The sequence below is a fragment of the Companilactobacillus mishanensis genome (assembly GCF_003946505.1).
In the GTDB taxonomy this organism is placed as follows: Bacteria; Bacillota; Bacilli; order Lactobacillales; family Lactobacillaceae; genus Companilactobacillus; species Companilactobacillus mishanensis.
Genome location: NZ_RHON01000008.1, coordinates 63,042 through 84,811, shown reverse-complemented (window position 1 = coordinate 84,811; position 21,770 = coordinate 63,042). Strand labels below are relative to the sequence as shown.

33 protein-coding genes and 1 pseudogene are annotated in these 21,770 nt (G+C 35.4%); 2 read left to right on the top strand and 32 right to left on the bottom strand.

The window, feature by feature from the left end; all coding sequences use genetic code 11:
* Positions 1-12 precede the first annotated feature (12 nt).
* The 12 genes from EKM63_RS09345 to EKM63_RS09290 form a co-directional block, all read right to left on the bottom strand.
* Entirely contained in the window at positions 13-402 is a 390-nt protein-coding gene (locus EKM63_RS09345) for a hypothetical protein (RefSeq protein WP_048702640.1), read from the bottom strand.
* A gap of 56 nt (positions 403-458) precedes the next feature.
* Positions 459-1,145 (bottom strand): phage tail protein, encoded by a 687-nt coding sequence (locus EKM63_RS09340; protein ID WP_125705982.1) that lies wholly within the window; start codon positions 1,143-1,145, stop codon positions 459-461.
* A gap of 1 nt (position 1,146) precedes the next feature.
* Positions 1,147-1,512: a DUF806 family protein gene (locus EKM63_RS09335; protein WP_164504945.1), complete on the bottom strand. Its 366-nt coding sequence runs from the start codon at positions 1,510-1,512 to the stop codon at positions 1,147-1,149.
* 1 nt (position 1,513) lies between these two features.
* The gene (locus EKM63_RS09330) at positions 1,514-1,948 is read right to left on the bottom strand and encodes an HK97 gp10 family phage protein (RefSeq protein ID WP_164504944.1); all 435 of its coding nucleotides are present in this window, start codon (positions 1,946-1,948) and stop codon (positions 1,514-1,516) included.
* Positions 1,935-2,288: a hypothetical protein gene (locus EKM63_RS09325; protein ID WP_125705976.1), complete on the bottom strand. Its 354-nt coding sequence runs from the start codon at positions 2,286-2,288 to the stop codon at positions 1,935-1,937. The genes EKM63_RS09330 and EKM63_RS09325 overlap by 14 nt, the downstream gene beginning before the upstream one ends.
* On the bottom strand, positions 2,272-2,619 hold the full coding sequence (locus EKM63_RS09320; protein ID WP_125705974.1) for a head-tail connector protein: 348 nt from the start codon (positions 2,617-2,619) through the stop codon (positions 2,272-2,274). The genes EKM63_RS09325 and EKM63_RS09320 overlap by 17 nt, the downstream gene beginning before the upstream one ends.
* Before the next feature lie 63 nt (positions 2,620-2,682).
* Entirely contained in the window at positions 2,683-3,876 is a 1,194-nt protein-coding gene (locus EKM63_RS09315) for a phage major capsid protein (protein ID WP_125705972.1), read from the bottom strand.
* On the bottom strand, positions 3,866-4,453 hold the full coding sequence (locus tag EKM63_RS09310; RefSeq protein ID WP_225418289.1) for an HK97 family phage prohead protease: 588 nt from the start codon (positions 4,451-4,453) through the stop codon (positions 3,866-3,868). Before EKM63_RS09310 ends, EKM63_RS09315 begins: the two co-directional genes overlap by 11 nt.
* Positions 4,431-5,630: a phage portal protein gene (locus EKM63_RS09305; protein WP_125705969.1), complete on the bottom strand. Its 1,200-nt coding sequence runs from the start codon at positions 5,628-5,630 to the stop codon at positions 4,431-4,433. Before EKM63_RS09305 ends, EKM63_RS09310 begins: the two co-directional genes overlap by 23 nt.
* 222 nt (positions 5,631-5,852) lie before the next feature.
* Complete coding sequence (locus EKM63_RS09300; RefSeq protein ID WP_125705967.1) at positions 5,853-7,721, bottom strand: terminase large subunit; 1,869 nt, start codon at positions 7,719-7,721, stop codon at positions 5,853-5,855.
* A gap of 4 nt (positions 7,722-7,725) precedes the next feature.
* On the bottom strand, positions 7,726-8,211 hold the full coding sequence (locus EKM63_RS09295) for a phage terminase small subunit P27 family (protein ID WP_153494104.1): 486 nt from the start codon (positions 8,209-8,211) through the stop codon (positions 7,726-7,728).
* 97 nt (positions 8,212-8,308) lie between these two features.
* Positions 8,309-8,830 (bottom strand): HNH endonuclease, encoded by a 522-nt coding sequence (locus tag EKM63_RS09290; RefSeq protein WP_048702626.1) that lies wholly within the window; start codon positions 8,828-8,830, stop codon positions 8,309-8,311.
* A gap of 468 nt (positions 8,831-9,298) precedes the next feature.
* Here EKM63_RS09290 and EKM63_RS11610 point away from each other — a divergent pair, with 468 nt between their 5' ends.
* Positions 9,299-9,382: a putative holin-like toxin gene (locus EKM63_RS11610; RefSeq protein WP_225418291.1), complete on the top strand. Its 84-nt coding sequence runs from the start codon at positions 9,299-9,301 to the stop codon at positions 9,380-9,382.
* A gap of 725 nt (positions 9,383-10,107) precedes the next feature.
* Here the strand turns inward: EKM63_RS11610 and EKM63_RS09280 are convergent.
* The 16 genes and pseudogenes from EKM63_RS09280 to EKM63_RS09205 form a co-directional block, all read right to left on the bottom strand.
* A complete protein-coding gene (locus tag EKM63_RS09280; RefSeq protein WP_164504943.1) occupies positions 10,108-10,542 on the bottom strand; it encodes a transcriptional regulator in 435 nt (144 codons plus the stop codon).
* An 8-nt stretch (positions 10,543-10,550) separates the two neighbouring features.
* On the bottom strand, positions 10,551-10,976 hold the full coding sequence (locus EKM63_RS09275) for a hypothetical protein (protein ID WP_125705959.1): 426 nt from the start codon (positions 10,974-10,976) through the stop codon (positions 10,551-10,553).
* Positions 10,969-11,388 (bottom strand): YopX family protein, encoded by a 420-nt coding sequence (locus EKM63_RS09270; protein ID WP_125705957.1) that lies wholly within the window; start codon positions 11,386-11,388, stop codon positions 10,969-10,971. The genes EKM63_RS09275 and EKM63_RS09270 overlap by 8 nt, the downstream gene beginning before the upstream one ends.
* Before the next feature lie 64 nt (positions 11,389-11,452).
* Entirely contained in the window at positions 11,453-11,803 is a 351-nt protein-coding gene (locus EKM63_RS09265; RefSeq protein ID WP_125705955.1) for a hypothetical protein, read from the bottom strand.
* Positions 11,797-11,994: a hypothetical protein gene (locus EKM63_RS09260; protein ID WP_125705953.1), complete on the bottom strand. Its 198-nt coding sequence runs from the start codon at positions 11,992-11,994 to the stop codon at positions 11,797-11,799. The genes EKM63_RS09265 and EKM63_RS09260 overlap by 7 nt, the downstream gene beginning before the upstream one ends.
* A gap of 204 nt (positions 11,995-12,198) precedes the next feature.
* Positions 12,199-12,507: a VRR-NUC domain-containing protein gene (locus EKM63_RS09255; RefSeq protein ID WP_125705951.1), complete on the bottom strand. Its 309-nt coding sequence runs from the start codon at positions 12,505-12,507 to the stop codon at positions 12,199-12,201.
* A 303-nt stretch (positions 12,508-12,810) separates the two neighbouring features.
* A complete protein-coding gene (locus tag EKM63_RS09250) occupies positions 12,811-15,150 on the bottom strand; it encodes a phage/plasmid primase, P4 family (RefSeq protein WP_125705949.1) in 2,340 nt (779 codons plus the stop codon).
* An 11-nt stretch (positions 15,151-15,161) separates the two neighbouring features.
* Positions 15,162-15,686, bottom strand: a complete 525-nt coding sequence (locus EKM63_RS09245; protein WP_125705946.1) for a DUF669 domain-containing protein — start codon at positions 15,684-15,686, stop codon at positions 15,162-15,164.
* Between the two features lies 1 nt (position 15,687).
* Positions 15,688-17,073, bottom strand: a complete 1,386-nt coding sequence (locus tag EKM63_RS09240; RefSeq protein ID WP_225418288.1) for a DEAD/DEAH box helicase — start codon at positions 17,071-17,073, stop codon at positions 15,688-15,690.
* A gap of 176 nt (positions 17,074-17,249) precedes the next feature.
* A pseudogene (locus EKM63_RS09235) lies at positions 17,250-17,408 on the bottom strand (DEAD/DEAH box helicase family protein); the annotation flags it as partial.
* Positions 17,338-18,087, bottom strand: coding sequence for an AAA family ATPase (locus EKM63_RS09230; protein WP_125705939.1), 750 nt, complete (start codon positions 18,085-18,087; stop codon positions 17,338-17,340). The gene EKM63_RS09230 and the pseudogene EKM63_RS09235, both read right to left, overlap by 71 nt.
* A complete protein-coding gene (locus EKM63_RS09225; RefSeq protein ID WP_125705937.1) occupies positions 18,088-18,567 on the bottom strand; it encodes a siphovirus Gp157 family protein in 480 nt (159 codons plus the stop codon).
* On the bottom strand, positions 18,567-18,761 hold the full coding sequence (locus EKM63_RS09220; RefSeq protein ID WP_125705936.1) for a hypothetical protein: 195 nt from the start codon (positions 18,759-18,761) through the stop codon (positions 18,567-18,569). Before EKM63_RS09220 ends, EKM63_RS09225 begins: the two co-directional genes overlap by 1 nt.
* 60 nt (positions 18,762-18,821) lie before the next feature.
* Positions 18,822-19,007, bottom strand: coding sequence for a hypothetical protein (locus EKM63_RS09215; RefSeq protein ID WP_125705934.1), 186 nt, complete (start codon positions 19,005-19,007; stop codon positions 18,822-18,824).
* A 217-nt stretch (positions 19,008-19,224) separates the two neighbouring features.
* Positions 19,225-19,422: a helix-turn-helix transcriptional regulator gene (locus EKM63_RS09210; protein ID WP_125705932.1), complete on the bottom strand. Its 198-nt coding sequence runs from the start codon at positions 19,420-19,422 to the stop codon at positions 19,225-19,227.
* Positions 19,423-19,437: 15 nt separating this feature from the next.
* Positions 19,438-19,692 carry a hypothetical protein gene (locus tag EKM63_RS09205; protein WP_125705930.1) on the bottom strand — a complete coding sequence of 85 codons (255 nt, stop codon included), beginning with the start codon at positions 19,690-19,692 and terminating at the stop codon, positions 19,438-19,440.
* Between the two features lie 176 nt (positions 19,693-19,868).
* On the opposite strand from EKM63_RS09205, the gene EKM63_RS09200 reads away from it, so the two are divergent.
* Complete coding sequence (locus EKM63_RS09200) at positions 19,869-20,645, top strand: DUF4393 domain-containing protein (protein ID WP_125705928.1); 777 nt, start codon at positions 19,869-19,871, stop codon at positions 20,643-20,645.
* On the opposite strand, the gene EKM63_RS11350 is transcribed toward EKM63_RS09200, so the two are convergent.
* From EKM63_RS11350 to EKM63_RS09185, 4 genes are all read right to left on the bottom strand, one after another.
* On the bottom strand, positions 20,629-20,769 hold the full coding sequence (locus EKM63_RS11350) for a hypothetical protein (protein WP_164504942.1): 141 nt from the start codon (positions 20,767-20,769) through the stop codon (positions 20,629-20,631). The genes EKM63_RS09200 and EKM63_RS11350 overlap by 17 nt on opposite strands.
* Before the next feature lie 17 nt (positions 20,770-20,786).
* The gene (locus EKM63_RS09195; protein WP_125705926.1) at positions 20,787-20,966 is read right to left on the bottom strand and encodes a hypothetical protein; all 180 of its coding nucleotides are present in this window, start codon (positions 20,964-20,966) and stop codon (positions 20,787-20,789) included.
* 229 nt (positions 20,967-21,195) lie between these two features.
* The gene (locus EKM63_RS09190; protein WP_164504941.1) at positions 21,196-21,537 is read right to left on the bottom strand and encodes a DUF771 domain-containing protein; all 342 of its coding nucleotides are present in this window, start codon (positions 21,535-21,537) and stop codon (positions 21,196-21,198) included.
* Positions 21,538-21,548: 11 nt separating this feature from the next.
* Positions 21,549-21,752 (bottom strand): helix-turn-helix domain-containing protein, encoded by a 204-nt coding sequence (locus EKM63_RS09185; protein ID WP_048702604.1) that lies wholly within the window; start codon positions 21,750-21,752, stop codon positions 21,549-21,551.
* Positions 21,753-21,770: the final 18 nt, after the last annotated feature.

The following is a 21,770-nucleotide window of genomic DNA, read 5'->3' as shown; positions in this document are numbered from 1 at the left end:
AATCTGACTCTTCTACTTTTTTGGGTCTGTATCATCATTAGTAATTAGATTTGAAATCTTAGCAGTAGTCGCAGCTACTTCTTCATTTGATAATTCTTCTAACTTTGTGAATTCAGCATCACTTAAATTCAAAGTTTCTTGAATGAACTCTAAACTTGCATTTATTTGTTCAATAGAAATATCTGTTAGACTTGCAGTCGCATCAACAATTGCTGAATAGTTATCTTCATTGCCAAGATCTGAATCTGCTAATTCTTTGTATTCATTCATTTTTACATGTGACTGTTTTTGTGTAAGTACGTCTTTCTTTTGAAATTCCAATGCTAGTCTGAAATTCTTGACTGACTTCTTAATAATGCGTTTCTTTCCTAAAAATGTAATTGTTGCTTGTGTCTTTGACATATTCTCTCCTTATCGTCTCACATCTATCGTCTCTGTCTTTTTTAGTTAATCACTATTTATTTGTTGGGGTTATTTGAATCATTATTTGAACTAGTATTTGAACCAGTATTTGAATCAGTACTTGGTAATGTCTTTGGTGAACTTGTAGCACCACCATCAGGGTTAGTTACCTTTTGGCCAAATACATCCATTTCATACTTATCAATATCAAAATCATCATCTTCAATAGCTTCAACATATGTTTTGCCATCGTTTCTGTCTACTGCAGTAAATGTTAAATTGTCTTGCGAATAAACAGTTGTATTTGTGTTTGTCTTTGGGTCAACGTTACCTAAACTAAATCTTCCTTTGAGAAGTGCGATTCTAGCCTTGGCTTTTTCATTTTGTGCATCATGTGAAATCAGTTCAAATACACAATAAGGTGCTTCTGTGTCTGATGAAATTGTTTGATATCCATCTTTTGTATCCATTCCAAGAATTTTTGCACGAACAGCTTTATCCATTGTATTTGCTACAAAGGCAACTGAGATATTTCCTGTACCTTTTCCTGGAGTCTTCCAAATTTGGTCCGATCCATTGATTGGAGTTGCAGTAGGTGCAATGTTTGTGATAGATGCACTAACCGTTGAACCAAAAGTTTTGCTATCTGGTCCGATATCAAAAATATTTTCTGGTTTGATTGTTTCATCATCAATCGCGTTATAAATACCAATTCTTACTCTTTCAAAACCTGATAATGCCATATTAAATTTCCTCCGTATGTTCGTATTTCATAGTTCTACTAAAAGCTCCCGTCACTGGATCAATATATGGATAAGAGTCTATTTGGTAGAAGTATTGTTTTTCCAATATTTGATTAATTTTGTTTTGTGTATTTTCGTCATCCGTATCACCACGATAAAAAATTTGTATTTCTATCATTTGATCCTTAGCTGTACTGATATCACTTGCACGATTTGTAAAGATATCATGTATTTCAGATACTAGGACGACTGTTTTTTCAACATCCACATATTGTTGCGGAATGTTTTGAGCAAAAAAATTGGATGAATCAATTTTTAATTCATCCGAGTTTTCTTTTAATATATCTAAAATCACATTTGAGACCATGTTAATCTCCATTTAATTGTCTATAGACTTTCGCCTCAGCTTCTAAAACATCATGCTTACTCTCTTCAATTGAATGTTCTTGAAAATGAAGTCCTGGAATGTACTTAGTACTATGAGAATTTTTACCTTTCCCACCATGAGCCATATAGCCATCATTTAAAAATCGTGCTATATAGCCAGGATTTTCTTTATCATTCTTGAATCCAACAAAAGTGGCACCATCTTCAGATTTATATCTCATTGAAATCGATTTAGACAAATCTATCTTGGTATCTCTTGAATGTTCTCCCTTATGAAGAGAATTGTTCATATTTTTTGTAAGCAGTTGTTTATAAACTTCTGCACCCGCCTTTGTCATTGCTTTCTTTTGAGTTTCAGTTGGAATTAATTTACCTAGCTCGTTGTCTAACTGTTCTAAGCCTTCAACTAAATCCAATTTTGTCATCTCTTTTCAGACTGATAAGGTCATACGCATCAGCAATATTTTCAGAATCTGGGTTATAGTCTGTTATTTGATAACTCTGATGGTCTAATACTGCGTACTTAGCACCATTTAATCCCTTTGCTTGGTGACGTACGATTACTATTACATCGAAACTATCAGGGGTTCCAAGCAATGTGACTTTTTGATTCATAGTAAGTGTATATAGACCACACCAAATGGTGTTGATAGGGGTTAATACTGGTTTGTTTGTATGCTGTGCAGTTTCTTTATTTCCTACACCACATAAGGAAAGACGTTTATTAAGACGGCTGAAATTAATTCTTTGAACCATTTACGCCACCTCGTTGCTCTAAATCAATATACTTGCCTCTAAGTTGTCCAATGATCGAATAACTGACCAAGTCGACTTCACTGACTGCGTTTCCTACAATTGCCGAACGATAAGTATAATAAGAGCTTGCAATTGCAATAACTACCATTTCAAATTGATCCTTAATGTCGGCAAGCTCATAAAATCCTGTCATAATGCCATCATCATAACCAATAGCACCAATCACATAAGATTTGGCAGCGGAAATATTTCTCTTTAAAATTTCGTCATCTTCGTCTCCATCAACACGTAAACTGAGCTTAAGCACTTGCAATAACTTATCGTCATTCATGAAGTGACCTCCTATTCAGCCTTAATAGTTGTTTCTTTATCATTTGATGTTAAAGAAATCTCACTAGGCTTTACTGGGTGTTGGAGTTGTTGTTCCAGCCAAAGTTAATAAGAAAGCACCTTCTGAATCAGTAACTTCCGTATCAAAACGAATATTACCGGCAAGAATTTGGCCGTATGTTGGATTATCTTGCCAACGAATAGTATTTTGATTTCTGTCAAAGAATGTAATAGCACGTGGGTCACCAATCCAAGCAATGGCATCACCAGATTTTCCAAGCAATGTATCAGGAATACGAACTAGGTCTAATCCTAATAACATTTTGCCTGTTCCTTGAGCAATATTATCTTGTAGTAAGTAATGACCTTGCTTGTCTTTTAATGTATCAACGGCTTGAATAAAGCTTGAAGTAGCGACAATCTTAGGCATATAAGCTGGGTCGAGCTTTACATTGAGAATTTCTTTAATTGAGTCTGTAATGTCATCTTTTGATGAAAGTGAAACAGGTGTAGCTGTCTTCATCTTTTCAGCAATTGCTTGATTAGTAGTATTCAAGATTTGTTTTTGGATATATTGACCAATAAGACCAGCAACATCAAAGTCTGTATCATCAATCATTTCTTGAGAGATTGGCAATTGTCCACGATATGTAGCTACCTTATAATCGATTGACTTGAAAGTTGGATTGGCTAGTGTTGGATTTTGTTCCAATTCTTCAACAGTATGGAATACGGCATCGACTTTATCCTGTACTGGATATGTTCCAGAAGCAGTTGTTACTGAGGTATTTTGTACAAATTGTCTCAAATCATATTGAGTTTGCACTGGTTGTTTAGGATCATAAACAATATCCTTGGGAACGATAACTTCATTACCAACTTCTTTAACACCATCACGTTTTTCACCACGTGAATGAACATAGGCGTTTAGTGCTGAACGTACTTCTTCTTGTGGCTTAACAGTGATCTTGTTTCTTACTTCTTTATTTTGAAATGTCTTTTCTGGCATTGATCTTTTATCCTCTTTCTTTTTATCACCTTCATCAGATGATTTATCTTCATCCTCTGAATCTTTCTTATCATCATCGTTATTCTTAGTAATCATGCTCTTAGCACGTTCGATTTCTTTGAAATTTTCAAAATCTTTAGTAAGGCTTCTGATCTCTTCCATTTTTTTATCTTTTTCTTCTTGTGGTGCATCGCTTCTGATGAATTTTTCTGCTTCATCAATTTTTGTTTGAATTTCTTTAATATCCATATAATTTACTCCTTAATTTGATGAGTTCTAATTCAGAACCCAATGATTTAATTTCTTGTTGCTTAAATTTATCTAAAGAACGTTTTGATACAGTAGTTTCTTGATAGGCAGGCATTGGTGTAATAGACAATTCAAATAGATCATCAATCTCAGTAATATGTCTAATAGCGGTGTCAGAAGCAGTATTTTGCCAGCTGTCATTTCTAATGGTGAATCCAAATGAGCAACCTTTTAAATTACCGTTTCTAACATTTTCTGAAACATCATTACCAAGCGTCGTATCAGGAATTTGGGCATTAAAAAATAGCCCTCTATCATCTACTTGAAGTGATAAAGTACCGCTATCCGTTCTTGCTAAAATGTTGTCCCAATTGTGGTTATAAAGTAATTGAACCTTACTTAAATCAACACCATCTAGTGCTGACCTATCAACATATTCAATAAATCCGCCTAGGTCTTCACTCGGTTGGTCAAATATAATTGCATAACCTGATAAACTATTACCATTGCTCTCGGCACGCTTTTCAAGCTTAAAATTACTATTATTAGCTACTCTAATTTCCTTGATTTTGTTCACTATCATCACCACCCTTCTCCGTTACCGTTGTCTTTGTCACAACGGGTGGTAAAGGATTATCAGTTTCATTCATTGCCTCTACCGTCAATAAATCTGAATTGCTCTTAAGTAAAATATTTTGAGCGAGTTCCGAACTTATAACACCGTTCTTTACAAGATTGGATACTCTATTTTCCACTTGTTGGCCATCAATGTCAGATACTTGGTTAATATCGTAATCAATATTTCCGTTAAGTTTTAAACTGAGCTCAGATTGAACACCCCTTATATATCTACCGATAGTTTGTGAGTACTGAATAGCAACTTGTTCAATATTTGAATGTTCACTTTCTGTACCTAAATAATCTTGGGGAACTCCATATACTTTGGCAATCTGATCACCAGTCCAATCTGTAGAAGAAAGAAGCTTAGATATATCCTTATTAATTTCTAAAGGTTGGTAATCTTCCAAAGCATCTAAAACGATTGTATGTCCGTTTTTAGATGTCTCTTCAAATTTATTCCTTACACTATTTCTAATTTTAGGGTTGCTTAAATCTCCACGGTTTAGTTTCAAAATACCCGATATATTAAGACCATTTTTCATCGCGTCTAAAGCTAGTCCCTTATTAGCATCTTGTAATTGAAGTTCCTTAGATAAAGCACTCAAGGGGGAGATTCCAACTAATCCCCCGTCAATACTCATGGTCTTCAAATGAATTATCTGTGAACTGGGAACATTATTCATATCTGGTTCTTGAGTATCAGGAAATGTTAAATCATAAGTTAAGTTCTCACCATCACCCGACTTGTAAATATTAACTTGAGATGGTTTCAGATACTCCAGATGGTCACTTCTGTTAGATTTATCACCCCAAATGTAGGCATAAGAATTTCCTGTTAGAAGCATTTGTGCATACATTGATCGCCAAAAAGCAAAGCTATTAGTTAAATGACTGGGATTAGTTAATACTTTTTTAGTAAAGCTATTATCCGTTTGAAAATGTACACTGGCCATATCTTCAGAAAGCTTATTTACAACCGCAAATACATCTGAGTATTTCAATGCTTTAGTAGCTGACACATAACCAGAGTTAAATACTAGCTGGCCATTTCTCAATGAATAACCTAATTCATAATCTCCACTCCCCAACATCTGGTAAGGCTTACTTGTTGGTCTTAATGATCTGAATAACATGTGCTCACTTCCTTTCTACCGTTATTAAAATCATTTTTGGGGTTTATTTAATATGTAAGTGACTACGAACAAGCTACCAGCCACAACATAATTACCAATTAGACTTCCAAAATGATAAGAATTTACATCGACAATCACTAAAGCCAATAAAAAAAGCACGGTGTCTATGTTTGATAGAAACCAATGCTTCAAAGTATTTAATATTTTCTTCATGTTGTTCTCCTAAAAACCAAAATCATCCGATTCTAAATAATCCTGGATTGCTTGGTCACTATATTTGCTAAGTGGATCATCACGGTCACGCATATCATTAAAGTAATACATTGCCTGATACATTGCGTCGATCAAAGCATCAACCACATCGATTTTCATTGATTGTTTTGATTTACCAATCTCCATACCAGCCTTATTTTCACCAACTTCCGCATTCAGAAGGGCCTTTTTCATGATCTCATCATCTAAATGTGTCACATTTCTGTGGAAAAAACTATCTTGAATATATTTGATAGATTCAGAAAGGTTATAACTAGTTTGTCTCAAAGGTTCAATCGGCCAATCAGTCTCATCGTTTAGTGTTTGAATAAAATTATTAGTTCTCAATGCATCATAACCAAAGAACTTAACATTTAAATCCCTCTCTTGAACGTAATTAAGTAACCAATTGTATACTTGATCAAGATTAATTAGTCCACGCTCATTATTAGTGATTGTAGCGAACCCTAAATCTGCAAACTTTCGATATTCAATGCCATCAGATTTTTCTTTAGCCTCAATGGAACCAAGTAATTTCCAAGGAACAAAGGAATGTTGTTCAATGTGAAATAGGTTTTGTCCATTCGACCGATATGGATATATAAAGGCAAGAGCTGTGTTATCTGAAGTTAAACTGGCATCAAATCCAATATATACATCTCTACCCTTAACATCAAAATCATCAATAGTAGTTGAATCCCAATCTTCATTATCAATGTATGAATTAACCTTATGATCCAGCCAAATATTTAGATTTTTGTTTGCAAAACTAAATTCTTGCGAGTTGATACGTTTAATGTCTAATTCTCGCTGCAGACCAGAAATAAGACCATCATGTTTATCTGGTAAATCCAGCAATGGATTACTCTTTACCCAGGTTTCAGGTTTATTGATTTCATCTTCACTATCCTGAGACCAAATAAGGGCCAATTGATGGTCGCCTTCTCGCTTATCATCCTGTTCCATAGCACGAATAACAACATCTTCTTCTTGCTTGAAGGGAACAGTCGAGTCGGGGTAAGCAGTAGAAATTTGAATAAATTGAGAATTAGGTGTGTTAATTTGACCAGAAGTAATTTTGTCGGTTACCACGCTATGATTAGTTTCGCCAGCCTCATCGAATATAGCTGATAAGAAGTGATAACTATCAAACTTGCCTGACTCAGCAGACAATTGTAATAATCGATTATTCGTATTTCTTTGAATAACCCGATTAAACTGTACGTCCATGTCAGTTTTCTTCTTATATTCTTTAAATACTGGATTAGTAGTGGTCAATTGATTCATCATGGTTGAAATATAACCGTAGATTTTTTTGGCTTGCTCGGTAATGTTACTTGTAACCATTAGGTCTTGGTTATTCTTTCCGCTGGCCTCGATTAAATATGCATAACAAGCAATTATCGCACAAAGATAGGTTTTTCCTTGTGCTCTAGCAACAGACACTATGACTGAACTGTATCGCTTGTTCTTATTACTATCTCTCCAACCAAATATTTGACATAAGATAAAATTCTGCCAAGCCATTAATGCGACAGGCTTACCTGTATCGACATTGGGACAAATTTTTGCAAAGTTCATTACCTGCTTACACTTTGTTAAATCATAATAAAAAGGGAAATTATTCGCATTATTTTCAACACGTTTGAGATCCCTTAAATGTCTGTAACAAGCTAATTTAATATTATAACCAGTAGTCCTCTTACCGTTTAAAACTTCGAAACAGTATTTTGTTCCTTCATCTTGATATTTCTTCTGTATACCTGTGAAGTCCTCATTGGAGTACTGCTTCAATAATTGTTTTTCTTTGTCGCTCTGTCTTAATTTTGTTAAGTCCATAACATTAACCACCAAACGCCTTCATCGCTTCATTAATATCTATATTGTTATCCTCACTTTTGGTATCAATAAGTTGTGATCGTGAATTGAAATCAATTCCTAAAACCATCCCTAACGAGCGAATATTTTTTGTACATGTATCTAAAACATTAACCGCGGGATTTTTTCTTAAGTTTCCATTGGAATCTTTGTATATTGTTCCATGCTTTTTGATGGCAGCGTAAGCCTCTCTATACTCCTGATATTGAGTGCAGAACATTTCAAAGTTAGTCTGATCAGATTTGGTAACTAAGCCCATTTTTATTAATTCTGGAGCAAGAGACTTCCACAAACTTCTCGCATCTTTGTTTAAATGCCTAGGCGGTTCAACAGGAAAAGGCTCTTGTTTATTATTTTGTTTTATCAGATTATTTTTATGAACGGCTTGATCAGGTTTGTTCTTGTCAACAACCGCTAAATTGCGCTTTCTACCTGCATTACGTGTGTTCAATACTCGTCCTCCTTTGCAAAAACTTTTAATTTTGAGGTTATTTTTTTAGCTCATGCCCACTGTGCGAGCTGTCTCCCTTGCGACAGTAGGCCGGGGGCTATTTTGAAAAATTGGGTAAGTCAGAAATATTTTTCAATAAAATATCTTTTTTAACTTTTTGCTTATCATTTCTATAACCAGTCTTATAAAATCCTTGTTCCCATTCCGTCTTTCGTCTATGGCATGAATAACAAATCGTTGACAGATTATCCACATCCGTTATCAAATCTGGAGCAACTTGACCAGGAACAATGTGATCTACCGTCTTGCTTGGTCTAATGATGCCGAACCTTAGGCAATACTGGCATAAGTAATTGTCCCTCGTTAATACATACTCACGTATCTTCTTCCATTGCTTTGAATGATAGAACGACTCACGTTGTCTTCGTTCTTCTGATTGACTACGTACTTGCTTGTTATAAGACTTGGTATGTCTCTTGATATGTTTACGTTGTTCTTCCTTACGTTGCTCATAGAGTTGTATATCGCTCTTATGGGCATCACAGAATACTTGTTCACGTGGTACTAATGTATGGCAACCAAGATGTTTACATCTACTCATCAACATTGGCAATACCATTGATGACACCAACTACAAGACTCAGCAATACTTTAAATATGATTGGCAAGAACACTAACCACCATGACCACGTGATGAATGATAGCAGCTTAGCAACCACAAAGATGAGAGTGAGTAGTTCTAAAAAACCTATGTGCGATGTATTGTTATTATTCATATTATTTTCTGTCCTTTACAAATTGTTTATAATATGTGATTCCCTGATATGTATAAAAGATTGATGAAACAACAGCAATCAAAATAAATAAGATCTTCCCAATTATGCTATCTGTAGTTAGATAAAACATAAGAATCATTAACAAAGAAAGAGCCGAGCATATTACTGCCATTATAAAAAATTTTTTACTATCCATACTGTTTCCTCCAATAAAAAAGCACCGCTATAATTAGCGATGCAAAATAAAAAGCACTACCGGTTAAGGTAATGTTCTATGATTAATAGTGAGTGTTACCTTGAGAAAGGTTAATATGAGCGTGTATCAAGCTTTAATGTTGATGATTTCATTTTCAACATTAACAGTTATCATACTAAAATTTAATCAAAAAAAATAACCGTCTCTTAACTTTGACAGGTTAAACAGTTATTTTTAGTTATACCTAAGTCACCGTCTTTAACGGGCTACCAGCCAATACCTATTCCACTAGGTGTTGGCTTTTTATTTACAACATTATTATGTAGTAAAGCAATAAATTAATCAAGTAATTTGGGTATTAATATCATAGGGTAAATAAAAAGCCACCCCCGTTAAGAGTGACTTAGTTAATACCGTGGCTACCACCACCACGGTTAATATTGGGATGGCAGGAATTGAGCCTGCATACTTGCTAGCGTATAGTATATCCACACCACTGGATACATCCCACCGAGGAGGATTCTATGATTAAGGGATGGATACACTCCCGGTATGTATATCCAATGAGGATCAGTGGAATCGAACCACTGTCGTACGCCAGTATCCCCACAATGCCACGCCGTTATCATAAGCAGGCATTAATAGCGTTGAGCTAGATTTTAACGTGTTTACTCACGGTTGTCCAGGATATTCTGCAGTTAGAGACAGGCTGTCTTTGTGTTAAAATAATTTATTTTTTATTTTGGTTTTATAGACTATCCTTGTCTAGATCTGTTTCTTCGACTCTCTACTGATTAACATTCTGCATGCCTTTATTGAATCGTCGTCGTTAATATATATGAGGAGAAAGCCAGTATTTCGCTAACTTTCTATACTACTAATTTAACTCTTAAATAGGGTCTGTGCGTACGCAATTAGTACGGTTTAATAGGGATCATATAGTCCCATTTCTTTTGCAATTCTTCTAATCAATTTAGACTTCTTTTGGAATGCTTGAGTACGTCCGCAATATATTAGCTTGTCTTCAATCAATCCATCCATTTGATACTTTGGATGTTCCTTGAAATATAATTCTTCAGCAATGACATTAGTGTCGGCATCGCTATCAGCTAAGCTGATTTCTACTGCTTCTTGCTCACGTTCCAGGGCTTTTAGTTGCTTGTCCTCGTCGATAGTAATAAGCATCTGTTCTTGTGGCTTAGAAATCTTAGATGACTTGCCACCGCCTACATTTTCATCTTCTGACTTGGTTGAAAACATTAATTCTTCTCTTCTATCATGGATATATCTATTCATCTTAGGATAGTCACGTAGAATTTCTTCAATTCGTTTCTTCGTTCCTGGTCTAATGATGCTCACCCTTCCTATTATTTCTCTACCTCTTCCATAAATGGTACAAGTCTTGGATCAATAGCAATAACTTCATCACGTGTGAACTTAGTTTTCCAGCCGTTAAGCCCAAGCCTGTTATATAATTGTTCTCCACCAATTGGATTGATGTTTAGATAAGACTCTTCATCTCCAGCAATCAACTGTACATAATATTTTTTAGGATATGGAAAAACAGCAGTTCCCATTATCACGTTATTAATGTCGGCCATAAGATCAAACTCGTCTTCATGTCTCATTTCTAAATATTTTGCCTGCAAGTTTTCGACACCGTGGGTTCTTGCTGTGAGTAGCTTACTTATTGCGTACATAGGGCTATCGTAAGCTTTACTGAGTTCTTTTAATTCCTTTAGTTCATCTGCCGTGTAATCTAGCTTTAATTTATATTTCATTGTTTTATTCATTGTCTGCCTCCAATAGTTTTGGGTTCTCGTGCACGTTCCCAACTACAATATCTTGTGCAATATTTATTCCACCATAACCACGTTCCTTATTTTGAATAATTGAATTAAAGCCAGCACCATATCTATCGGCTTTATAAACAATAATTCCAAATTCTTTTTTGACTTTAATTTTTTTATTAGCACCAAAAAATTCAATAATGTCGCCTTCATAAATTTCTTTGCCGTTCACGTCTTTCAGGCCGGTAAACTGTTCGACAACATCTCCAAAAGAACAATAGATTGTAGTTGTGTTGCCACCAACACCTTCCGCTGATTCAAAACCCATTCCAAGATTTTGTTTACCACTGTTCATATCAATTGTTCTATATTCGTGTAATACACCGTCCCACACTCTGAATTTAATTTGTTGCATTAGTCTTCCTTTTCTAGCGTTTCCACAAGATTCATAGTCCCATATCCTTAGCTTCTTTATTTAGTCATTCTTTGTTCCTCTTATAACTTTTAATCCGGTTAATAGCTTTTCTGCTAATTGACCAAGCTTTGTCGTCTAATCTGCCAGCTTTTACATTCTCGAATATAAAGCCACTATTTAAACCAAAACGTTTGGTGATATCCCTCTTTTTCTCACCAGTGTCCAGTGCTTTCTGGATATCATCAATTGTGTATTGACGAGGAATATACCCGCCTCCACGTTCGTTGGGTAATGACTTGGTATAATCCTGCAGTTGCTTTAACTTGTCTGAATCAAGCGGTGTTGCTGACAACGTTCCGTACTCTTCTTCTAGTTCGTGGACCATAGACATTATTTTTTCGTGTGTTTCTACCATTCTTGATCACTCCCATTTGTGTGACATAGTGGAATCATTTTCGTATATCCTCCATCAGACAATGCACACATTTCAACTTTTTCAATTTCAAGTAAATCCAAAACAATTTCTTCTAATTGACTGTTGCGAGTTTTAACGTCCATCATTTCGTAATCTTCTAATCTTTGCTCAAGCCTTTTCTTTCCAAACATTCCACATACCCCCCCCATTTTTAAGACGGGCCTAAAATTTCCCGTATGATTTCGTTACGTTGTTCTACTGTCAGTTCTCTTTTGGCAGCTTTAAATATTTGCGGTGTCTCACCGTAATGCTTACTCATCCACACAATCGTGCTTTCAATTGAACAGCCATGACATTCAAACATGTATTGCATATAGTTTTTGTAGACGTGTTTATCATTCACTGAAACCATACCCCACCAACTCCTCATCAATAATTTTTAACGCGTCTTCTGGACTGCGTGCTATTCCATGGATAATGCCATGGTTAGTTAGCATGTAATGAAACTGCTTCTGATCTTCACGTGCTCGTCCGTTTTTGTTTTTAACTTCTATGTAAAATACTTTGCCGTTGTCGTGTTTAAATCCGTACAAGTCTGGATGTCCTTTAGGCAGCCCAGTATCGAACCACCTACCATCAAACATACGGACCTTACCCACATTCGTGCGAAAGATATTACAATTATCTTTACTAACTTCAATCATGATTTTAGATTGAATCTCATGTTCCTCTGTTTTATTTATAAAATCACCCCAAATGTGACGGGTTATGTGACGGGTTTGGAATCGTCCACAAGCCTTACGGCTGTAAAGCTTCAGCCTATATTTTTTTGTATGTGACGGGTTGGTCTGAAACTTTTTATGATACGTTTACATGTACCCTATATATTTATTCTTTTTTTATTATTACTTATTAAGAAGTAACCCGTCACAGTATATAAATAATTGTGAAACACCTACTGTTCCAATGGATAGCTTGTGAAACATACTCGTCACAAACCCGTCACACTATTTATTTTGTTTCATCCAATTAAATCTTGCGTCTGAATTAACTTTTAAACCTTGATAAACCCATCCGGTTCTTGTATGAACTTTCTTGAATTTACTAACCATTTCTCTACCAAATTTTGTATTGCTCATTCGGTATTGAACATTGTCTTCTGCCCAATCTTTATACATTTTGTATAGTTGACTTGCGGAAATACTGTATTCACTACCTACTTCACACGCTTCTGATACGAATTGACTTAACACATCCATTTCTTCACGATAACCTTCACTTGCACTCTCAATCACTCGTGGAGTGTGGAGGCCGTGTTGTTGCCACTTTAACGCACCATCAACAGCCCAATTAAGTATTCCAATTGATTCACGAGCAAGTTTGTACTTCAAGTCTTTATCAACTTGATCATCAGGAATTTGTACTGTGAATGGAATCAATCTGATACGTCTCCAAATACCATCATCAGTACCACGAATGATTGGTTTGTGGTTAGTTGCCAGCCAGAGTTTAAATTCAGGTTCAAACTCGAATTCCTTACCGTACAGTTGACGTGCTACGACTTTATCTCCACCAGTCAATTGCTTTACTAATCCTTCATCCATTCTTAAACCTTCGTTAGGTTCAGAACTGGTTACCAGTCTAGCTCCCGCCAGTCTGGCAATGTCCGAATTCGGACCACCAGAGTTTTGTTTAACCATAATTGAACTTGCTTGAATAGTCTTTGCATATGTTCCTAAAATATTGCTGATCGTTTCTAGAAATACTGACTTACCGTTTCGACCATTTCCGTAGAGGATAAACATGATTTGTTCTTTGATTGAACCAGTCATTGAATAACCAACAGCCGTTTGAACGTAATCAATTAATTCTTGGTCGTGGTCGAATATCTGATCTAAAAATTTTATCCATTCATCACAACTTGCTTTATCGGAATACTCTACATTTGCTTCTTTGCTAAACAATTTATTTATATCATGGTCATGTAGCTCTCCACTCGCTAAATCAATATAACCGTTACTTGCGTTTAATAGTGTTTTATCAATATCGAACTCATTCGGTGCTACAGATACTCTATGTTTTAATTCATCCATGACAGCTTTTTTAGCTGAATTACTACGTGAGTGCTTAACGAATTTATTGAATGCTTTTTTGATAGCAGCTTCTTCTTTTTCGTCAGCATCAGGCGGAATTTCTACTGTTTCTTTTCCAATACTTTCTGTCATAGCATCGATTAATTGATGTATTTTGCCTGACTGATCAACTTCCCAGTAGCTTCCATTAAATATGTACCAACATTTATTAATGTAGGAATATTTAATTACATCACCAAACTGATCAATAACCCTATCGGTTTCACCGGTATCATCCCAACTTCTTCTTGGAAGTTGCTTATCAGTCTCACTTTGTTTCATAAATTCAAGGTTGTAATGCTTGACCGTTCTGTGTTCTGGATTGGTAAAAACATTGTTTGTATCATTGATAGCCTTGTTCAGAGTTGCCACGCCATATGTAGTTTTACCGTGTTTCTCGTCCCATTTATCTCGATACAAAACAGATTGCCTGAAAATAGCATCCATCTTTCCGAAGTCTCTACCCGTCCAAAACGCTAGATAGTTAGCAAGTGCTAAGTCCGCCTCTGACTGCGAACTATAAAGTTTTTCCCAGCCACCATACATAAGAGCTTTGAAATTGTCTCCACTCTTACTATTTATAGCTTGCTTGATAATTTCAAATTCTGATAAATTATTTGGCTCTAACTCTGTGGAAGTCCTTATAGGGACAACCTTTTTTTCAGCTAAATACTTGTCGTATAAGACGTTTATATCAGCTTTGCTTATAACTTTATTACTGCCTAAACTCTTTCCTGTAAGAGCAAAGAAACGGCCCTCATCGTACATTTCTATGTTATTCTTACGCCTACGTGAGCCAGGTATTTCACCTTTGAATATGATATGAATTCCTGTACCAGACTGACTGACTTCTGTGTATGAACGAGTAACATTCATAAATTCTGAAACAATATTGTCTTCGTAATCACCTTGTCGGTATCGCATGATGTCGCTTTCGACATGGTCAATATCAATACCTGCATATCCATTGGCAAAGAAGAATGATAGTCCATCGAAATCTTTACTATTTAATCTCAACGCTTCTCTAGCTTCATCAAACGTTGTCCACGTACCAGGATCATTGCTTTTAGCATTGTTACCATCGATAGCACTAAATGGAATCTTAGTATTCTTCTTTCGCTCGGGTACCCATTTCAGTTTGAATAGGCCCCATTGCTTTAAGTCACGTAGCTCTTTTGGAATCTGATCATAAGTTGTGACTAATTTTTCTGTCATATGCTGACCTCCTAGAATGGAAGTGAATCATCATCGATTTCCGGTGCTTTTTCATTAGTTGGATTTGGATCTTTAAATTTATGTTGTACATCAGGATATTTAGTTTCTTGAACATTCCAAGGCGCTACTCTATTAACTTCAGTTGTTTTACCATTGTATTCGTTTTCTTCTTTCTTTACGTATACATTGACTGGTTTACCACTGATCATATCCATAAATGCTTGAACTGTTGGAATGTCAGTACCTTCTGGAATCTTGCAAGCGTCAAGAATGTATTGGAATCCTTGCATGTCATATTGATTAGTAGCTTTGCGCTTCCAGTTGTCCATAAACACAACTCGATTGTGATACTTCTTTTGATTTTCACTAACTCCGTCTAAATCATTTCTGACAACCAACTTCAATTGAAGCGATTCAGCACCATTTTTAGTTGCACGTTCCTGAGCTGATTGGATAATCATTTCGTAGTTATCGCTTGGTAATGGTTCAAAATTGCTTTCTTCGTTCTTTGAGTAATCTGATTTCATAAATGACATTTTAATTTTTCTCCTCTGTTATCGATGTCCTGTTATTGATGTACGAATCCACGTACTTTTGCTTGAAAAATGACCAGCCCGGTTTATAACCACGAGCTTTGCCAATTTTTTGTAAATCTCTAAAACTTGTTGCATCTTTTGGGTCCATCTTGCTATATCTAACTTTTTCATAGTCAGTTTTAAAGTGAAAATCTTTACCAATCTTTTCAACTTTCGCTGACTTGTCTACTTTTAATTCTTTGTTCTCTACTTCAATTTCAGCTCCGCATATTGGACAAATGCTATAAGCTGCTGATATTACGGCGAAGCAGTGTGGACATGTTCTAATCGGTACGTCGCTACCACTTGCTTTCTTCTTTTTATCCCTACCCTCTAAGCTCCAAGTTCTAGGAGTATCAGGCAATCCAAATCTTGTGTAGTTAGCAACGTGATCAATAATTGTTGCTTTCTTATTTGGCTTATATCTCATGCACCGCATTGATTGTTGAATAAATAACGATAGCGATTCTGTGGGTCTTAACATGACAACGGTCTGACAGTCCGGAACATCTACACCTTCACCGTATAATTCGGCATTTACTAGAATCTTTATCTTGTCACTTCTAAAATCATCCATGGCTTGCTTGCGTTTATCTTTTGGCGTCTTACCATCAACTTGTAATGCTTTAAAACCGGCTTCGTTGAATTCTTTTGCAACTTTGATACTCGATTCAACGTTGTGTGTATAGATGATAGTTTTTGTATTACCAGCAACTCGCTTGTACGTTTTAATAACATCCCCATAGATAATATTTTTAGATGCACTATCCATAGATTTAGAACTAAAATCTCCAGTTGAGTTTTTCTTCAACTTCTTATCATCAATTAGCTTGACTGAATAGTATTCATAAGGTGCTAAGAAATTATTATCAATTAACCAGTCAATCTGTGGACCTAGTATTAGATCATCAAATACCTTTGATAACCCTTGCCCTGATAATCTTATTGGTGTTGCAGTGAATCCAACAACGTTAGCCTGCTCGAAATAATCAAAGATACGTGTATAAGACTTTGCTAGAGCATGGTGACATTCATCAACAAGAATTAACTGCGGTTTGTCTAATTTTTCCAGTCTTCTCGTTACTGTTTGAACCATACCCACATAGCAGAGAGCCATATCAACTCCATATGCTTTAAACGTCTGCTTAACTTGTTCAACTATCTCTCGTCTATGAACAATGAATAACACATCGTTGTGCTTGTCCGTAGCTCCTTTAGCAATAGCAGCCATTGTTACTGTCTTACCTGAACCAGCTGGTGATTGAACGACAACGTTGTGATTTCCAGACATCAATGATTGTTTTAAATCACTAATCAGTTTCTTTTGATAGTTCCTAAGAATGAACATAATTGCCTTTTCTTGGTGGAGTAATTACGGCTCTAGCTGGTTCCCAGCCTCTTTCTATTCTTGAGGGAATCAAACCTCGTCTGTATCCTTTAATTATTCCCCTCCACACTCTATACAGTGGATTTTTGCTTTTCAGATGTGTCTTTGTCATCTTTTGTATCACCCCCTAAATAATCATGCCAGCCCCGTTCTTGCGTAAGACGTGCAATCTCTGAAATTACTACTGACTTGCCAGAACCTGCAGGTGAAACGATAAGTACCGATTTATTCCCCTGTGCTAGTTTCTGTCTTGCCTTGTTCACCAGTTCCTGTTGGTACGGATGGAGTTTGTACATTTGCATCACCCCACTTAAACAGGTCTTCTATCTTGCAACCCTTACGGTTATCCAGTCTGTTCTTTGCAAATAGTCCATCATTGCCTTCAAGGATTACACCACGTTCACCAGTACTAGGCTTTATAATCATTCGACCAACTACATCAGTTAATCCCATGAAAGTGTTACGAACGCTATCTCTGATTTGTGGACTATATTGTTCAAACGTTTGTCCACTTTCTGTAGTAATAGGAACTTGAAATTCCCAAGCCGTGATTAGAATGTTGTAATCCAACTTATAAAATGCATTGATCATTCTGATGAAATAGTTCGTCCACGTGTTGTAGTTTTGGATTTCATTTGAAATACCATTTTTGGATTTTCTTCCCTGCTCTATGAACCAATTTTTCTCAAGGGCAGAAATATTATCCAGAACTAAATTGTCGTAATTGCCTTGCTCTGCTTTAGCTACTTTAAGCATTTCCACGATTTCATTTGTAGGTTGTTCACCATCCATTACAAGGACTTTACCATCTATATTCATACCAGCTAGTACTTTTGCTGAATCATCAAATGCTAATTCTAAAGTTTTACCTTTTAGATATTTAATTGCCGTTGTCTTACCCACACCAGGCTTGCCGTAGAGAGTGACACGCCAATTCTTGGTTCTGTCTAAATTTTTAAAGTCAATCTCTTTCATTTATCTAATCCTTACAGACGAGCCAGTTTTCAATTCTGCACCTGGTACATCTTTTCCTTCCTTTAATAGTGATGAGATTTTTTTCTTATCTATAACCTGTTTGGTTTCAAATAAATAAGCGGGAATATCATGTTCATCCACAATGTTTACTGAAGGATTGTTTTTCTGAATGTAGATAGTAAACTCTGGAGTTTTGATCTTAGGCGTGGAAGTTTCTTCCATAGCAATTTGCAAGTTCTCCTTTAGTCGCTTGCGATTGTTTGCAATGACATGAGCCCGTGCATTAAGGCGTTGTGCTTCTTCTTTTAGAGCAACTTCGTCTTTTGCCAGTTCCTTATCTACCTTTGCGTATCCGACAGCTTTGTCTTCAATGGCATCAGTGATACTGTCCATTGTGTCGTGATACAGTGTTGGGTCTGAATCTTCTGCATATTCTAGTAATTTTTTATAATTACCAGTTAATTCATATAATGTGGCCATTATTTTTCCTCCTTAATTTCAACATGTTCGATTGAATATTCAACAAATCGATTAATAATTTGCCGAATTGGCATACCCGTTTCGGCCTTCAATTCAACAATTTTTTTATAGAGATCACTATCAATAAATACCGGTTTTGAATAATTTTCTTGTGCCTTTGGTTGTTTTTCTAATACTAATTTTTCTTCCTTCATATTTAACGTTCCTCCGTGTTATACTGTGAATGTATATTTATTTTATTCATTTCCTGACTCTTAGCCATTGGCGTGGTTAAGAGTCTTTTTGTATTCTGAAAGTCTAGCTTCAGCTTCATGCTTCTGTCTGACCACTATCCAGTAATCATGCATAATGTTTGAATACAGATTTTCGTGGTGTGCTATTCGATCTCTAAACATTTCCCACTGATACCTTGCATAATATGCGTCAGTTATCACATCCATTACGTTCACCTCCTAATAATTATTAATAAGTTCTTTTCATATACTTTTTAGTAAATAGAAAGTACTGTTAACTTGTGATCTGATGAGCGAAATTTATTTGTTAGAATTAACTACCTTTTAAAAAAGCAGAATACAAATGGGTCGCCTCCTGTAGCTATCCAGTTTGTCAGATCATTTGTTACCTCAACTTGTGGCTCCTTTTAATTAAGGAGTCTTTTTATTTTTCATCTGTATAACCTCCTAAATATTCAATTGATACTTTAAAAATTTGCGCTAACGTGTGGAAATCATTAATCGGTGGATTTGCATATCCAAGTTCCCACTTGCTTATTAAGTCAGGTGTCACGTAGAAAAACTTTGCCAACTTCGCTTGAGTCCAATGGTTTTCTTTACGTAGCTCTTTAATTCGGTTCATGTGCTCATCTCCCTTCTATGAGTAGTATTGTTCAAAAGCCTTTTGAATAGTCGCTCTAGCTCTTATCTGCTCATCTCTTGAAATATCTAATCTGTAATCCGTACGTTCAATCTGAGAACTATAGGCCTCTCGATCATCCTTATTTAATGTGGCATCTCTTCTCTCTAGTAATTCATCAATCGAACCGCTAGCATATCCAACTGATTCACTAGCTTTGCTAAATCGATCAAGTGCTTCGTTGATTGCTAATATGTCTTTATTAATATTCATTCGTTTTCCTCCGTTAATTTATCATCTATATAGGTGTCGTATGGTTCAGTATCACCAATTGGACTATATTCTTCGTCTGTTTTAATACGAATGTTGTTCAAAAAATCACCTTCTTATTATTTTTCATTGTGATAAATTGCTATAATTTAGTTAAATCGTAAATTGAGGTATTGAATATGAACTATGATGATTTTGATCCAAAAGATTTGGAGCCTTTTAAAGATTTAATTAATGATGTTGGTCATCCTTCAGCAACTGCAATCGGGAAAGCTTTAGGTGGATTATTTTCAGGTGCTTTATATTATCCAATTAAATTGGGTATATATACTCAATACAAATTAGATGAATATCAGAAAAAAGTTACTACTAAGTTAAATGAAATTCCTGATGAAAATAAGGACGCTTCTAAACTTGGATTGGTCATGAAAGAAATTGAGGATTCAAAATACCAATTAGATTCTGAGACCTTGCAGGAAATGTTTGCAAGATTAGTGTCCGCAACAGTTGACAACCGCAAAAACCAGAATATTTCACCTAGATACTCCTTGATACTTTCTCAACTCGGACCAATTGATGCGCGCTTCTTGAATCAACTAGCTAAAAACAATTACAATGGTGTTCTTCCGTGTTTTCGAATTTTTTCCAAAGATAAAGATAATGGTAGTAAAAGACCAGCATCCTCTAAATTCATTGGATTGAATTTCAAAATGGATCCGCATTTTAGTAATGATGCTTCTTTGGATATTCTAATTTCCCTTGGTCTTGTCACTTACCATGAAGACATTTGGTTAACAGCTGATATAGCTACAAGATTCTATGAATCTGTTGAAAAAAGCACACAATTTATTGACACAAAAAAGCAACATGAAAATGAAAAAAATGAAATTATCTTAGATAAAAATTACTTAGAATTCACAAAATTTGGTGAACAATTTATTAGAGTTGTCTGTTAGATATAATTTCCTCGACAATAATCTTTAATGCATCAACTTGATTCTTATTAAAAATAATTTTTGCAATATCTCCGTCTTTACAGACTATATTTTCTTCACTATCTAAATATAAATTTTTATTCATAAGACACCTCCGGGTGTTTATTTTTTTAGCAAAATAACTTCATAGTTATTAGGCATGTTAACTGGTTCACCGTGTTTTTTTACTAGTTCCCAATCGCGATATTTCCCACATTCAAGAATCTCTGGACTAAAGGCCAACATCATTTCTAGATGTCTAACTTTCTTTTTTAATTCTTTAATTTCATCTTCAGAATTCATGTTTTCACCTCCTAGAATCCAAAAATATGTTTCTTAATGTTTTCCCACGTTTTGTATTTAGTAAATAAGTACGTGATCGGACCAGTCAACACACCAGTAAAAACCGGTAACCATATGATCATTGGTATTCTTATCATCTTCATCACTTCCTTGGATTTAAATTCATGATTTCAAACCAATGTTTGTCGCAAAACTCGGTAAGTTGTCTTGACTCATAATTAAAACTTCCTTAATTATTTATTTCAGCAAAGTGTTCCTTCATGAATTTTCTAAATCTACCAGGTTCAAAACTCCAATAACGACCGTTGTATTTCTCACCGTCCACAGGATCGTTCGATGAATAATGAACACAGCCTCCGAATTCAGTTGAAAGCTCTTTTTTATATCTAGGAACAAACAAAACCTTCTCTTTGAACCAATTGATATCGTGGTGGTAATGGTCCTTTAAATCTTTTGGAGTCCACCAGTAATCGTCATCTTTGAGTGCTTGATATTCTTCGAAATCAGCTTTACTGATGATCACTTTGTCTTCTGGTATTTCCATTACTACAGTTGCCGTTATTTTTTGCATGTTCATACCTCCTACATTCCAAGAATTTTTTCAATTTGCTTTCGTAGTTCTCTAGATTTAGGTGTCATGTCACCTTTGATTGCTCTATTGAGTTGTTGAGGATTAGCATTAATTTGTTCTGCAAGTTCTCGTTGTGTAATATGATTTTTAATAAGTGCAATCTTGATTGAACTTTCTAATTCATACGCAACTTCTGCAATTTTTTCTTCTGGCATACGATCAACTCCTTTCTA